General features: G+C 62.2%; 13 protein-coding genes. 11 read left to right on the plus strand and 2 right to left on the minus strand.

Annotated features, from left to right (window positions below; translation table 11 throughout):
- Positions 1 to 51 precede the first annotated feature (51 nt).
- Positions 52 to 375: a response regulator transcription factor gene (locus tag C8271_RS14490; RefSeq protein WP_106506935.1), complete on the minus strand. Its 324-nt coding sequence runs from the start codon at positions 373 to 375 to the stop codon at positions 52 to 54.
- Positions 376 to 480: 105 nt separating this feature from the next.
- Positions 481 to 1,737, minus strand: a complete 1,257-nt coding sequence (locus C8271_RS08495) for an integrase catalytic domain-containing protein (RefSeq protein WP_014317774.1) — start codon at positions 1,735 to 1,737, stop codon at positions 481 to 483.
- Positions 1,738 to 2,529: 792 nt separating this feature from the next.
- On the opposite strand from C8271_RS08495, the gene C8271_RS14310 reads away from it, so the two are divergent.
- The 11 genes from C8271_RS14310 (at position 2,530) to C8271_RS08550 (ending at position 13,109) form a co-directional block, all read left to right on the plus strand.
- Entirely contained in the window at positions 2,530 to 2,664 is a 135-nt protein-coding gene (locus C8271_RS14310; protein WP_255407897.1) for a hypothetical protein, read from the plus strand.
- Positions 2,665 to 3,040: 376 nt separating this feature from the next.
- Positions 3,041 to 3,790: a SagB/ThcOx family dehydrogenase gene (locus tag C8271_RS13865; RefSeq protein ID WP_255407898.1), complete on the plus strand. Its 750-nt coding sequence runs from the start codon at positions 3,041 to 3,043 to the stop codon at positions 3,788 to 3,790.
- Positions 3,787 to 4,833 carry a hypothetical protein gene (locus tag C8271_RS08510; RefSeq protein ID WP_106506939.1) on the plus strand — a complete coding sequence of 349 codons (1,047 nt, stop codon included), beginning with the start codon at positions 3,787 to 3,789 and terminating at the stop codon, positions 4,831 to 4,833. The genes C8271_RS13865 and C8271_RS08510 overlap by 4 nt, the downstream gene beginning before the upstream one ends.
- Entirely contained in the window at positions 4,830 to 6,206 is a 1,377-nt protein-coding gene (locus C8271_RS08515; protein ID WP_083603250.1) for a YcaO-like family protein, read from the plus strand. The genes C8271_RS08510 and C8271_RS08515 overlap by 4 nt, the downstream gene beginning before the upstream one ends.
- A gap of 128 nt (positions 6,207 to 6,334) precedes the next feature.
- On the plus strand, positions 6,335 to 6,955 hold the full coding sequence (locus C8271_RS08520) for a CPBP family intramembrane glutamic endopeptidase (RefSeq protein ID WP_073717282.1): 621 nt from the start codon (positions 6,335 to 6,337) through the stop codon (positions 6,953 to 6,955).
- Positions 6,952 to 7,584 carry a hypothetical protein gene (locus C8271_RS08525; RefSeq protein WP_073717283.1) on the plus strand — a complete coding sequence of 211 codons (633 nt, stop codon included), beginning with the start codon at positions 6,952 to 6,954 and terminating at the stop codon, positions 7,582 to 7,584. The genes C8271_RS08520 and C8271_RS08525 overlap by 4 nt, the downstream gene beginning before the upstream one ends.
- Positions 7,585 to 7,605: 21 nt before the next feature.
- Positions 7,606 to 8,838, plus strand: coding sequence for an acyl-CoA thioester hydrolase/BAAT C-terminal domain-containing protein (locus tag C8271_RS08530; protein WP_102237440.1), 1,233 nt, complete (start codon positions 7,606 to 7,608; stop codon positions 8,836 to 8,838).
- A 45-nt stretch (positions 8,839 to 8,883) separates the two neighbouring features.
- The gene (locus tag C8271_RS08535) at positions 8,884 to 9,492 is read left to right on the plus strand and encodes a TetR/AcrR family transcriptional regulator (RefSeq protein ID WP_255407896.1); all 609 of its coding nucleotides are present in this window, start codon (positions 8,884 to 8,886) and stop codon (positions 9,490 to 9,492) included.
- Positions 9,493 to 9,582: 90 nt separating this feature from the next.
- The gene (locus tag C8271_RS08540) at positions 9,583 to 10,179 is read left to right on the plus strand and encodes a TetR/AcrR family transcriptional regulator (RefSeq protein WP_073717286.1); all 597 of its coding nucleotides are present in this window, start codon (positions 9,583 to 9,585) and stop codon (positions 10,177 to 10,179) included.
- Positions 10,180 to 10,195: 16 nt separating this feature from the next.
- Entirely contained in the window at positions 10,196 to 11,404 is a 1,209-nt protein-coding gene (locus C8271_RS08545; RefSeq protein ID WP_073717287.1) for an MFS transporter, read from the plus strand.
- The gene (locus C8271_RS08550) at positions 11,397 to 13,109 is read left to right on the plus strand and encodes an ABC-ATPase domain-containing protein (protein ID WP_073717288.1); all 1,713 of its coding nucleotides are present in this window, start codon (positions 11,397 to 11,399) and stop codon (positions 13,107 to 13,109) included. The genes C8271_RS08545 and C8271_RS08550 overlap by 8 nt, the downstream gene beginning before the upstream one ends.
- Positions 13,110 to 13,293: the final 184 nt, after the last annotated feature.

The raw sequence follows: 13,293 nt of genomic DNA on the forward strand, positions 1-13,293 counted from the left end.
ACCAGAAAAGGAATTTGGACTCGACCGCGCCGCTTCTCTGAGCAGAGGAACTTACGTTGAAGTGTGCTCAACGGGGTCGTTAGCCATGAGCGGGAGGCGAACGTTTTCCTGGCACATCTGCCAAGCCACGACCTGGGATCGTGAACTCACATTGAGCTTTCTGAAGAGGCGTCGAATGTATGTCTCGACCGTGCGCTCGCTTAGCCCAAGTCGCACCCCAATCTGATAATTAGTTAGACCCTGAGCGACGAGACGGGCAACCTCTTGTTCTCGTGGGCTCGGCGCAGCATGCGCCCCAGCTTGACGGCCGTCAAGGGAATTCGGTTCTAGGCCGAGGGAGACAAAAGCTCGATAGTGATCCTCGAGGGCAACAATAACTTTAAGTTCTTCGAGTTCGGCGAGTGCCGAGGGGACTCATTTAAATATGCCCGCGAAACAGCCCCGGTGACTCACGAAGGAATGCCCGCGTAATCCCTGAGTTTAGCTGGCTTGTTTCTTCCTTGTTCGGGCGGGTTTGACCCCGGCGGTCGGGTCGGGCTGCTTCGCAAGTTCGGCGGCTTCGAGTTTGCGGGTCTTGTCGGCGGCGAGCCAGGTGAGGCGCTGCTGGATCCGGTCGATCTCACGGGCGATATGCGCGGGATTCAAACTGTCCCGGTACGCGGTGAGCTCTGCAGTTCTCTCGCTGGTGAGGACACCGGAACGTAAGAGCCGGTCGAACGGGGTCGCAAGCGTGTCATAGACACGTCTGCGTCGGCCTTTGCCGTCGGTGTCCCAGCCGATGGGTTTCTTCGTCGGGGTGAGGAAGTTATGCCGGTCGTTTACCAGCGGCCAGAGCTCGCCCAGAAGCCGCAACTGTGCGGGAGTGTCGTACCGCCAGTAGAAGCCATACCTGCGTACGATCTGGTTGTTCTTGGACTCGACCGTGGCCTGATCATTCTTCTTGTAGGGGCGTGATCTGGTGAAGTAGATGTCGAGTTCGGCGGCCCACCCGATGACGTCGTAGTTGATGAATTCGCTCCCGTTATCAAAGTCCACCCCGGTGACCTCGAACGGGGTGTCGGCGATAAACCGGTCGAGCGCGTCACGCAGGTGTAGGTGCGCGTTGTTTCTGATCGACCGGGTGTAGGTCCACCCGGTGTGCATGTCTGTCATGTCCAGGGTCCTCGCGAACTCGCCCTTGAGCACAGGCCCGCAGTGAGCGACGGTGTCGCCCTCGAAAAACCCGGGCACGGCTTCGATCTCGTCCCCAGCTTTCCGGACGGTGATCGAGTTGCGTAGCAAAGGTCCTGGTGTGGTCGTGGTGATGCCGCGCAGCGGGTCCTTCGCGCGGGCGGGTGCGAGATAGCGGTCGATCGTGGCGGGGCTCATCGCCAGCAACTCGTCACGCACTCCGTCGGAGTAGCCGCCCTTGCCGGGGACTAACTCCCCGTGTGTTTCGAGGAGCATCAGCTGCAGTTCCATCGTGGCGGCGAGGTACTTCCCGCTGATTCCACCCGCGAACGCCCACACCCGATGCAACACCGCGATCGCCGTATCGGTGTACTTCAGCGCGCGTGGCTTGCGTTTCTTCGCGTTGACCCGGCGCGGCTGCAATGCGAGCTTCAACTGTCTGCGTGCGTTATCTCTGGACCAGCCCGTGATCGCGCACACCTCGTCGAGTAGTTTGCTCTTGGTGCCTTTTTCTGCGGCCGAGTATTGCCGCGCGAACTTCCTGGTTATCTCGTGTTTGGCTCGCATTGATAGCCCACTTCCCATGAAATATATGATTCCGTTTCGCGGGCATATTTATGTGAGTCACCGGAACTGTTTCGCGGGCATATTAGGTGAGGCACGTCGAGTGCTTGACGTCCGCGTTTTTCAGAGAACGTGAGGAGTGGAAGCAACGCAGTCAGTCGAAACGGACTGCCTGAGATGCTCGCGGCGACCGCCACTGCGACGGCATCATCTGAGAGTCCACCAATTTCGTCCACCAGTTTGAGACCCAAGCCGACGCGTTCTCGCATGCAGTCAACCACCGCGCAAATACGGGGCCAGTCAAATTCCTCGCCCTCGTTTCGCCTCATGCACTCTGTAAGAGCATCGCAAAATGGCTCTAGGTTAACGAGACCCTTGACCTCAGAAACTCTCTTAGAGGCTGCTGCACGATGAAAACGCTTCGTCACAATCGGCCCTTCCAGTGCCGCTATCCGAGGGTTCCCCAAGAGAAGATCGTGCGTTGGTCCTGCGTTCGCGATCCGGAGCCGCAGATTGACGTAGACCCTTGCGCACCACAGCTCAGGCTCGGTGAACGCTCTTCGCTCCACCGCACAGCAGCTCGCGGGTTCGAGAGCTTCGTGCTCGCGTCGGCAACAGTCCCCATGCCGCATACATACAGGCCAACCCGTATCATTGTCAACCATAGCCCCGTCCGTGCATTCCCGGACTACAACTGTGCCTTGCCACGTACCTACGGTGAGAATGCGAGAAATCGCAGCTCCGACTTTCCGGGCGAACAGCGTCCGGAGGAGTGCAGATCAAGGAGGTTGAGTCATGCGTCTCACCAGCACCGAAATCGCCGAGCAGCGGACGCTCGCGCACAACGACGACGCCGGCGTGCAGATGGTGGTCCCTGCGGGCACCACTGGCACCACGACCGCCGCGGTCGTCACCGTCGACGACGAGTGAGTCGACGCCACCGTTGACACGCTCGCACCCGTGCGGGCGCGCCAACGGAGTCGGCCTCTGGGGGCGGTACTCGCTCCCAGAGGCCGATGCCCCGGCACATGTGTCGCCGAAGGCTGGCAGAGAACTTAGAGGAGGACATATGCCGGACAGATTCACTCGTGAGACAACGAGCCACGCAGCACAAGACTCCGCGGAGGCAGACAACGGCCCTCGCCTGTCGTCATCTGAGCTGAGGCATCTCGACATCAACAACGGCTACAAGACTTGGCAGCCGTCCATTCAGTCAACCGGACTACGCTCATCTGAGTTGACACATCGAACCCTGGGGCAGGGGCCGAGTAGCCGAATCGCGGAACAGTACCTACTCGCTTCCCGAATGGTGCGAGGCGACGTGAGAGTACAGATTTCCACACGCCCCTACTTCAACGATGACGGCCTGCGAACAGTCTCACTCATCGGCCAGGAAGATGCTCATCCCGACGATGTGGTTCCTCTTCCGTCTCCACAGGCCATAGACACGACTCTCGGTAGCGCTGTCGCGGGACGACGCAGCCGCCGCTCCTTCGCATCAGAAGAGATGTCCCTCCAGCAGCTCACCGACATCATCGGGCACAGCATCGCTGAAACCGGACGGGCCCGCGTAGAACTCAGCGACGGCGGCCAAGTCCAGTTCCCTCTCTATGCGGCGGCCAACGGCGGGGGCCTCAGACCGATCGACGCGTACGTACTGCCCCTACGGGTCGAGGGCCTGGCCCCGGTCGTTCACCGGTACGACAAGCGACGTCATGCACTGATACGCACGCCTAATGCTGGCGATGCGGCACGCATCGTTGACACCTGCATCTCCCCACCCGACCAGGATCACCTATCGCGCGCCTCAGCCGTCTTCATTCTTGCTGGTCGCCCGTGGCGGTCGATGCGGAAGTACGGAGCCCGGGGGCTGCGGTTCCTGTTTGTCGAAGCCGGACACGTTGCCGCGTCCATGGGATTGGCCGCATCCGCACTCGAGTTGGGAGCCGTGGAGTGCGGAAGCCTGTGTGACGATGAGGTGCATGACCTTCTCGGCATCGACGGGCTTTTTGAAACCTATATTCATTCCGTCATTGTTGGGAGGAGAACTTCGTGAGCACGCAAGAGAACAGTTTTTATGGCGTCAAGAACCGCTACTCGGTGGTCGTTCATGATGTCAACCGGGTGGAGTTCCGACAGGGGGTCTGGAACCCGACCTCCACTACACTGACCGACGACTCGGAGTCAGGCAAGCTCGTCTCCACCATCGAATTACTCGACGGTAAGCACACCATTGGTGAGATCGCAAAGAGCACGGGACAAACAAACGAAGACATCCGAGCGGTAGTAGAATATCTCGAAGAGAAGGAGATCGTCTCCGCTGAGGCCGACAACTATCTCGACCAGTACGTCGACCTGGTCCAAGGTCGACGTTCCTCTCTTCGTGAATGTCTCGAACCCGTGGTCATCGTGGGCCCGGCCGAGGTTACCGGCCCTCTGCAGACGGGCTTGGCACAGACAGTGCCCGACCTGGAGATCGCACTCGCCGATGAGGACCATCCCCTGGCATCACTGACTCACGCTGACTCAGCGTGGCTGGAGGACGGTCTGGAGTTCTATCGCCAAATACAACGGTTCGAGGAGTTGCGCGGGAGCTTTGTCATCTATGCCGAGGCAGTGGCCGATCCGGTGAAGACCCGAATCGTGGACCGTGTCATGGACCATCTCGGGGTGCCGTGGCTCTACGGTGTGGTCGACGGCCCGTTCGTTCTCGTGGGCCCGACTACCGTGTCGAAGCGCACCCCTTCCTGGGATGCCTATGAGACGCGCATGCTGATGAACCTGCGTGAAAGCGCCTCGTACCAGTCCTATAAGAAGGCCCTCGCGCAAGGCCGCGTCAACCAGGACAAGGCGTTCGAAGTGCAGCCGGTGCTCGCCCAGCTCCTCGCCGCCCACCTCCTGCCGGAAGCCGTGTCGTGGGTGACCACAGGCACAGCAGGAACCCTGTCACACGCCTACTCATTCTTCGCCCCGACCTCCGAGTTCGCTGTTCACGAGATCCTGCCCCTGCCCGACAGCACCGTCGGCATGCCGGTGGCAGAACGCGATGACTTCGAGCTGTACTTCGGGACACGGACGCTGGAGGAGATCGCAGAATGACACCCTCACCGAGCATGCGCCTGTCCTCAACGGACCATCACCCTCGCCTCAATCCCGACTTCGACCGGCTGGCCCGACGGATCATCAGCCCGCTGACCGGGCTCAGCCGCACCCTGGGCTTCATGATGCGCGGTCGCGACGAACCACGCATCATTGTCTCCGGCGCACAGCTAACCGGCGTTGAACACCTCCTTGGACGCAAGAGCGGTCTGACCTATCACATCGGTGGATGCGGCATCTACACCGAGGAAGCCCTGATCCGCAGTGTTGGCGAGACCGTCGAACGCTACGCCCAGGTCGTCAGACCCCTCACAGCCGACTATGAAAGCGTCTTCGAGACGCAGGCCTCGATGACCGAGGCAGGCAGGTCCGCCCTTGTCGGCCCTTTTGCGCGCCCGTTCCGCGACGAACAGTATGCACAGGACACGTTCGCATACTCGCCGCTCGAATCGGATTCCCCGATCACGTGGACCCCCACTCGTTCGCTCATCACCGGCGAGACAAGGTGGGCGCCAGCGCAGTTGCTCTACATTGGATACCAGCTCCGCAAACGGGAGGGCGAGCCGTGGCTGAACTCGGCTGTCACGACCGGGAGCGCAGCCCACACCTCACCCGAACTCGCCGTCCGGTCGGCGCTCTACGAGTTGATCCACGGCGATGCCGCGATGGGTCACTGGTACACCGACCGTATTGCTCCACAAGTGCGTTTCGGTCGTCGCACCACGGCGCTCAAGGCCCTGCTTGACCGGCACCTCGCTGGCTCGCAGGTCACGCCCACCTTCCATTATCTCGAACTGCCCGGCTTCAACGTTCACGTCACTGCGTGCGTGATGCGCGGCCGCCCTGGGTCGGGACGGGGGCACAACCTCGGGCTCGGCATCGCCTCAAGTCTCGAAGACTCCCTCTACAAGGCGTTTCTCGAGTCAGCAGCGGGAGTCCAGCTGTCGAAAATGCTGCGGATATCTCCCGAGCTTGTCGACGGTGCCGTGGGCGCGCGCACCACTGACACGACGCAGATGTTCGACCTCGACGCCAATGTCGCCCACTACGCGCGACCAGACGGCGCCGCGGTCCTCGATCGAAAGTTCCCCAAAGACCAGTTTGTCGACGCCAGCGATCTGCCTGCTGATGGAGCATCGGACGTGCGCTCTGAGATCGACGCGGTCATCGCCGGCTACAAGCGCCTTGGCGCAGAGCTTGTGTTCGCCGACTGCACGACGCCAGAAGCGCGCAGGCTCGGCTTCTACGTACCCCGGGTCTGGTCACCAGACACGATGAGCCTGTGCCTGCCGAGCGCCCCGCCACTGAACCACCCGCGTTTCCAGGCATATGGCGCGGTCGCTGATGCCATGCTTCCGCACCCCTACGCATAGGCCGGTGGGCAGATGTGATTGCTCTGACAGCCCTTGCTCTGGCAGGACGACCACTGAGCGCGCACATCCTCGCGTGGTGTGTCAGCCGGGGCCTGCGGGTACGGCCCGGCGTCATCTTCATTGTCACGATGACGCCCATCGCCGTCGGAGCCATCGTCACCGGAGCCACGATCAGCCCGGCGCCTGACAAGATCACACAGGTGGGCATCCACGTGCTCATCGGCCTGGGTCTCGGGGCGCTCTTCGTCCTGACAGAATGGTCTCTCGCCCGATACGTCCGCCCGAAGACTCAACGAGCGACGGAAGCGACGGACATCGACGCCCGACTGCACACCGATCCGTCTGTCGCCGATGCCGACGGAATCGCCCGCATCTACCGCCACTGGGCCACTCCCCAGAAGATCGCCATCGCCCGACCCTGGGCGTTGCCGGAGCTCTGCCTCGTCGCGATCGTCGAGGAAATCCTGTATCGCGGAATCGTCGGCTTCGTGGCACTCAGCGTCGAAACACCGGCGGCGTCCATCGGACTCTTGGCAGTGTCCGCGATGCTCTTCGGGCTATCGCACGACGCCTACGGTGCTCACCAGATCGTTCTCAAGACCGCCTACGCCTCGGTCCTGGCCGGGACCACTCTGCTCGCGGGCTCGCTGCTCTCTGCTGTCGTTGGCCATCTGGCGCTCAACGCCTTCTCGTGGGCACAAACCCGGCACTGGATGCGGGCAGTTCAAGCACAACAGAGGGCCGGATGAGCGAGCAAGACGTTTCCGGTCCCCGGCTCCTCCGAGAAGCAGGGCGCACATACGCAGCAGCGGGCCTGGGCTTGACCGGAGCGCTCATCCTGTTGGCTGCAGCAGGGTGGCCGCGCTCGACGATCTCCACCCCCGAGGCTGTCCTCAACGGCCTCTGCCTGGGACTCACAGAGGCGACAGTCCTCCTCAACGGATATCTGTGGATAGGTCGCAGGATCTCCGCCTCACCTCGTTACCAAGACGGGCAGCTCCCCAGAAAGACTGCCGGATGGATCTGGGCCGCCTACCAGGGGGCTGCACTCCCACTCGCTGTGGCTCAGCACCGCCTGCGGCGGGGTGAACTCGGCACGATCCTTGCCCTCGTACTCATCACCGGGCAAGAACTTCTCCTGCGCGCAATCCAGACTGCCCTGACTCCCACCCACCAACTGCTGGGTATCGGGGTCAGCGTCGCCATCGGCATTGCCCTCGCCGTCTCCCCGTGGGTACCGCGGTTTCACTGGCTGTTCGCCGTACTTCAAGGCACCCTCATGGGTCTGCTGCACGGGCTCGTATTCACCATCACCGGCAGCCTAGCCGCCGTCGTGACGGCAACTGCCGCCTCCTACCTCGTCCTGAAACGCATCTAGAAGCTAAAGGAAATCACTGTCATGGTGCACTTCGCCCCACACGTTCCTCACGGCCTTGTCGACGAGCCCATCACCGCGGTCCTCCACGAAGCCTCGCCACACCAGACCCTGTCCGTGGAGGTCTCGACAATCGATCACGAGCAACGGCGATGGTCCCGCACGCTCGACGTGCACGCTGATGCCTCAGGCCGCCTCGACCTAACCCAGGCCTCCCAGGTCGACGATGGCCTCGGCTACGACCCTCACGGGCTCGTCCATCAGCTCACGCCCGAGGAACCTGCTCGATGGACAAACCAGATCTCGTTCACGCTGCACCCCCTCACCATCCTGATCGACGTACGCGATCCCGCAACCGGAGACCTCCTCGCAGCGACCGAGTTCGTACGAGCTTTCACCGGCAGAGACGTGATCCGCCATGAATGGCGCACCAGAACGACCACGGCGAACCTCTACCAACCCGCCCAAGGACACGACAACCGAGCTGTCGTCGTCATTCCAGGCGCATGGGGAGGATTCGACTGGTGCAACCAGATTGCAGCACTCATCGCCTCACATGGACGACCGGCGCTGGCATTGCCCTACTTCGACTGGCGAGCAGAGTACGGACTACCAACAGGCATCGACCGCATCCCACTTGAGTACGCACAAGAAGCCGTTCGACGCCTGCATGCTAAGCCAGGGATTGACCCGAACTGGACCAGTGTGATCGGCATGTCCAAAGGTGCCGAGTTCGCGCTCGCGTGGGCAAGCCATGATCCGAGCGTCGACGAACTCATCGCACTGTCACCCACCCTCTACGCTTGGGAATCTGTGCGCGAAAACGGGACGCCGCCGGCACGCTCGTCTTGGAGCTTCCACGGAGAGCCGCTACCGTTCCTGCACTTCGACGCCGACGAAGAATTCTACGAGACGCTGGACAAAACACTGCTACAGAAGTTCCACGACAAAGCCGTCGAGGAAGCTCCATCCGACACACCTGCACGACTGCCTGTTGAGCTCATCAAAGCGCGCACTCTCTTGATTTCACAGGAGAGCGACACACTTTGGCCGGCGTCACGCATGGGTGCCGAGATCGTCCAGGCGATGCAGCAGTCCGGAGCAGGTGCACAAGTCGAACACCACATCGTGCCGGGTCGCGGTCACGCGATGTTCGCCGCTGGGGTACCTGCCAATGATGTCGACACGTCGGCCCGCATCAACGGCCTGGCCCAGACCGCGATCTGGGCCCAGGTCCGCGAGTTCTTGCAAATCTAGCCAGACGCCCTGGCATCGACGAGCATTGGGAGAAGAGGGTACGACATACCGAAGAAAAGACCCAGGCAACCCGCGAACGAATCATGCTCGCGGCACTGGACGCGTTCGCTAGGGACGGATGGGCAGGAGGCGACGTACGAGCAGGTCGCCTCCACTGCGGGATTGACTCGGGGCGCGGTCCACCACCACTTCAAAAGCAAGACCGACTTGCTGCAAGACGCCCTCGTATTCGGTTGGCTCGCCTACAGCGAAAGACTCCTCGCCCACCTCGAACGGACCAGCTCCGCGACACAACGGCTCCGCGACTTCATCGCCGAATACATCACCCTCCTGGATGAAGACGAACGCTTCAAAGCACTCGCTGCAAACACTGTCCTCATCGCTCCGGCGGCACTGGGCCCCAGTGCCGCACAGAGCCACGCCATCGATCACTGGCGCAACGCGATCACTGCTGCACTGGCCGAAGCCCAGCCACCGGGACCGATACCAGCAGAACTGGCATCTCGGCTCATCATCACACTCATCCTGGGTCTGACCGCCGCCGCCATCTGGAGACCGGCCGACATCCCCAACCCCGAGCATGCGCCCACGATGGCAGCACGCCTTACCAGCGCGGTCGTGACTCCGAGCCCCGAGCCGAGGCAGAACACATGAACACCGACAAGAACCTGCAACCGAAGAGTCCTCGACCCACAGGGTACGGCGCCATTGACCCCCTACTTGGATACGTGCTAACTTGTATGTATGAGACGTACTGCCGAGGACGCGGCCAAGACCCGCGTCGCGCTGCTAGACGCAGCACTAAGGGCCTTCGAGGAGAAGGGGTGGCGGGGGGCAACATTCGAGCACGTCGCAGAGTGCGCAGGCGTCACACGAGGCGCGCTGAACCACCATTTCCGCGACAAGCAAACCCTGCTCATCGAGGCGCTCGAATGGGGCTGGTCCGACTACGGGCAGCGCTTGTTCTCCCAGAACAACGACTCAGTAGGCACGTCGGCTCACGAAGCGCTGAAGGCTCTACTAGCTGACTTCACTCGCTTGCTCACCCGCGATGAGAGATTTCGCGCCCTGGCATCAACGACTGTTCTCGTTGCGCCACAAGCTCTTGAGCATTCCGAACGCAACAGCGCCCTCGACGAATGGCACGAGCGCATCGAAGGTCTCATATCCATGCCCGAGCGCGACACTGCTCGCCCAGGGAGGAGAGAGATCGCCAGCCTCGTACTCGTGCTCCTCCAAGGGTTCACCGTGACTGCGGTGACTCGCCCACAAGACATACCGCAACCCGACGAACTCGACACCGCACTCACAGCGCTGGTGAGGGGGTTGCTCGACTCCTAAGGACACACACTTCGCTATGACCACCAACGTCACCTCTCGCGTATCCGGTGCGACTCCGGCGCGCGCCACCACCGTGGCCGGCGGCATTCTCTTCACCGACATGCTGCTCCAAGGACTCGCCATCCCCGTGCTGCCGCTACTGCCTGCGGTTGTCGAGCAAGGAGCAGCCGCAACCGGCATCCTCTTCGCGTCCTACGCCGTGGCAATGGTCATTGCCACGCTCTTCGCCGGACACCTCGTCGACCGCCGCGGTCCAAAGGGTCCACTCGTGATCGGGCTGATCGTCTTGGCGATCGCGACCCTCCTGTTCGCCACAGGAGGGCCGTACTGGCTCCTCCTGGTCGCTCGCTTCGTCCAGGGAATCGCCGGCGGCGTCGCATGGGTCGCGGCACTGTCGCTTATCGCCGCAACGACAGGGTTCGACAAGCGAGGCCAGATGATGGGCATCGCCATGTCCACCGTGACTCTGGGGGTGCTCGTCGGCCCGCCACTGTCTGGCTTCCTCGTCGACGCGTTCGGACCCGCTTCGCCGTTCCTGCTAGCCACATTCGTCGCCATCGTCAATCTCGTCCTGCTGGTGGCACTGATTCCGGGATCGCCTCGGCAGACCGACGACACAGCAGGGCCCTTCACCGTGCTTCGTGTATCGGGCTCGGCGGCCATCGTGGCTGCGATCACGATCGGCGCGGCGGTCCTCGCTGCAGTGCAACCCGTGCTTCCCGGGCACCTGGGAGCACAGGCGACGAGCACCATCATCGGCGTCCTGTTCGGTGTCGCCGCGCTCGTGAGCATCATTGCCAACCCGATCGTGGGCAGGTTCGTCGCCTCGGCACCGCCTCGGGTGCTTATCGGCATCGGCATCGTCGCCGTGGTGGCCGCACTGCTCGTTCTCGGCTGGTCAACCAGCATCTGGCAGATCGCGATCGGAATGGGCCTCCTGGGCCTGTCGTCGGCAATGTTGCTCGCCCCCGCCACCACGCTCATCAGCGAGCAAGGATTTCGGTCGAACCCGCCCACGCTCGGCGGATCGTTCGCGCTCTACAACCTCGCATACGCGGCAGGCCTGGCGATCGGACCGCTGCTGACCGGATTCGGTGTCCAGCAAACCGGTTTCACCACGGCCATGGTGATTGCCGCCGTCGTGCTCGCTGTGCTCGGCGGCATAGCCCTCACCAAGCTGCCCGGGCGCCAGAACGTCACCGCCTACGAGGACAGCCATGCGTGATCGTACGGCCCTCGAGCGTACCCTCGCCCAGATCGATGGGCGAGGGTACGCCTCGTACAAACAACTCGCCGGCACCTACCAGTTCGGCACCTTTCGCCTGGCCATCGACCAGGTCCAGGTCGACCCCTACGCCCCACCGTCACGAATGCGGATTATCCTGGGCCCCCAAACTGCTGGACTGCCTGCCGATCTGACCAACGATGCGATAGGACGACGCGCGGTCGCTGACTTCCTCACCCGTCAGTTCTTGGACGTCGCCCACCGCTTGTTGCCAGAACCCTCCGGTACAGGCAACAGCGGGCTAGTCAGCATCGGCCACCCTGGCCAGGAAGTCCTTGAACGCACCAGCGTCGTCATCGCCCCTGACCGCATCGAGGCGCGTATCGATGTTGGCCTCCCTGCATCCGGGCGCAGAGTCCGTGGCCGCGAGGCCTCCAAACTCCTGGGCTCCCTCTTGCCGAGGATCGCCAATGCTTCACTCGTGTGCGCGAATCTCAACGAGCGCGTGCTGCGAGAGCATGTGATCCTCCACCGCGATCAGGAATGGCTGCGTTCCCAACTTGCTGGCCAGAATCTTGTGGCCTTCGTCGGCGACGGCGCGATCTTGCCTCGTCGTTCTGGAGACTCAGATCTCCCGTTGTCCGGTACGGATGCTATACCGTTCACCAGCCCCGATAGCATGCAGGTCGAGTTTCAACTGCCCAGTGGACAGACCGTGACAGGGATGGGTGTGCCCGAAGGCGTCACTGTCATTGTCGGTGGTGGCTACCACGGCAAATCGACTCTTCTCCATGCCATCGAACGCGGGGTCTATCCGCACATCGCCGGCGACGGCCGGGAGTGGGTCATCACCCGTGCCGATGCAGTCAGCATCAGAGCCGAGGACGGCCGAGCCGTCACCGGCGTCGACATCTCGCCCTTCATCACGAACCTGCCCTCTGGCATCGATACGCGGTCGTTCAGCACGTCTAACGCCAGCGGTTCGACCTCCCAAGCCACAAACCTGGTCGAGGCCATCGATGCCGGTGCGTCTGCGTTGCTGATCGATGAGGACACATCAGCGACAAACTTCATGATCCGAGACGAACGCATGCGCGCTCTAATCCCAGCCAGCCGGGAGCCCATCACGCCCTTCGTCGCCCGTGTCCGACCGCTATTTACCGAACTAGGCGTGTCAACGATCCTTGTGGCGGGAGGGTCTGGAGCGTTTTTCGATGTCGCAGATCAGGTTATCGCACTCGACCACTACATCGCGCGCAACGTCACGAAGGAAGCTCGCAAGCTCATCTCAGACCACCAAGACGCTGAACCGAATGATGGCTCCCGGGCGTTCACCTACGAACGGACTGCTCGAGTCCCAGATCCGAGCTCTCTTACGCGATCGAGAAATCAGAGGCCGGCGAAAGTGAGAGGCGCGACAATCCAATTTGCAGGCGAGACGATCGACCTCAGCGCTATGGCCCAGCTCGTCGATCCAGCACAGACTCAAGCCATTGCATGGGCACTCGACCGTATCGCAGGCCTCGCCGACGGTCAGAACTCCATCGAAGAGCTGGTGCTAGCAGTACAGGAACGGGTTGATGCAGAGAGCCTCGATTGGGTGTCGCCATTCAACGGACACCCGGGACACCTGACAAGACCACGACAACACGAACTACACGCAGCGCTCAGTCGGTTACGCGGCCTGCACCTCGCAGGACCATGAGCCGCGTTGCTAGGCCGCGTCTACGCGGCGTTCATGGCCCGTGAACCCTCCTGTGGGACTGAGGGGTACCAGGTTTCGCTGGCGCTCGCAGCGGCTGCATGCCTTGTCGGGTTCATGGGCATCGCCCTCCTCTTGCGCAGTGATCGAGCCCTGTCGCGCTAAGCACTCGACCTCCACGCGGATG

It is taken from the genome of Brachybacterium timonense (genome assembly GCF_900258505.1).
GTDB lineage: Bacteria > Actinomycetota > Actinomycetes > Actinomycetales > Dermabacteraceae > Brachybacterium > Brachybacterium timonense.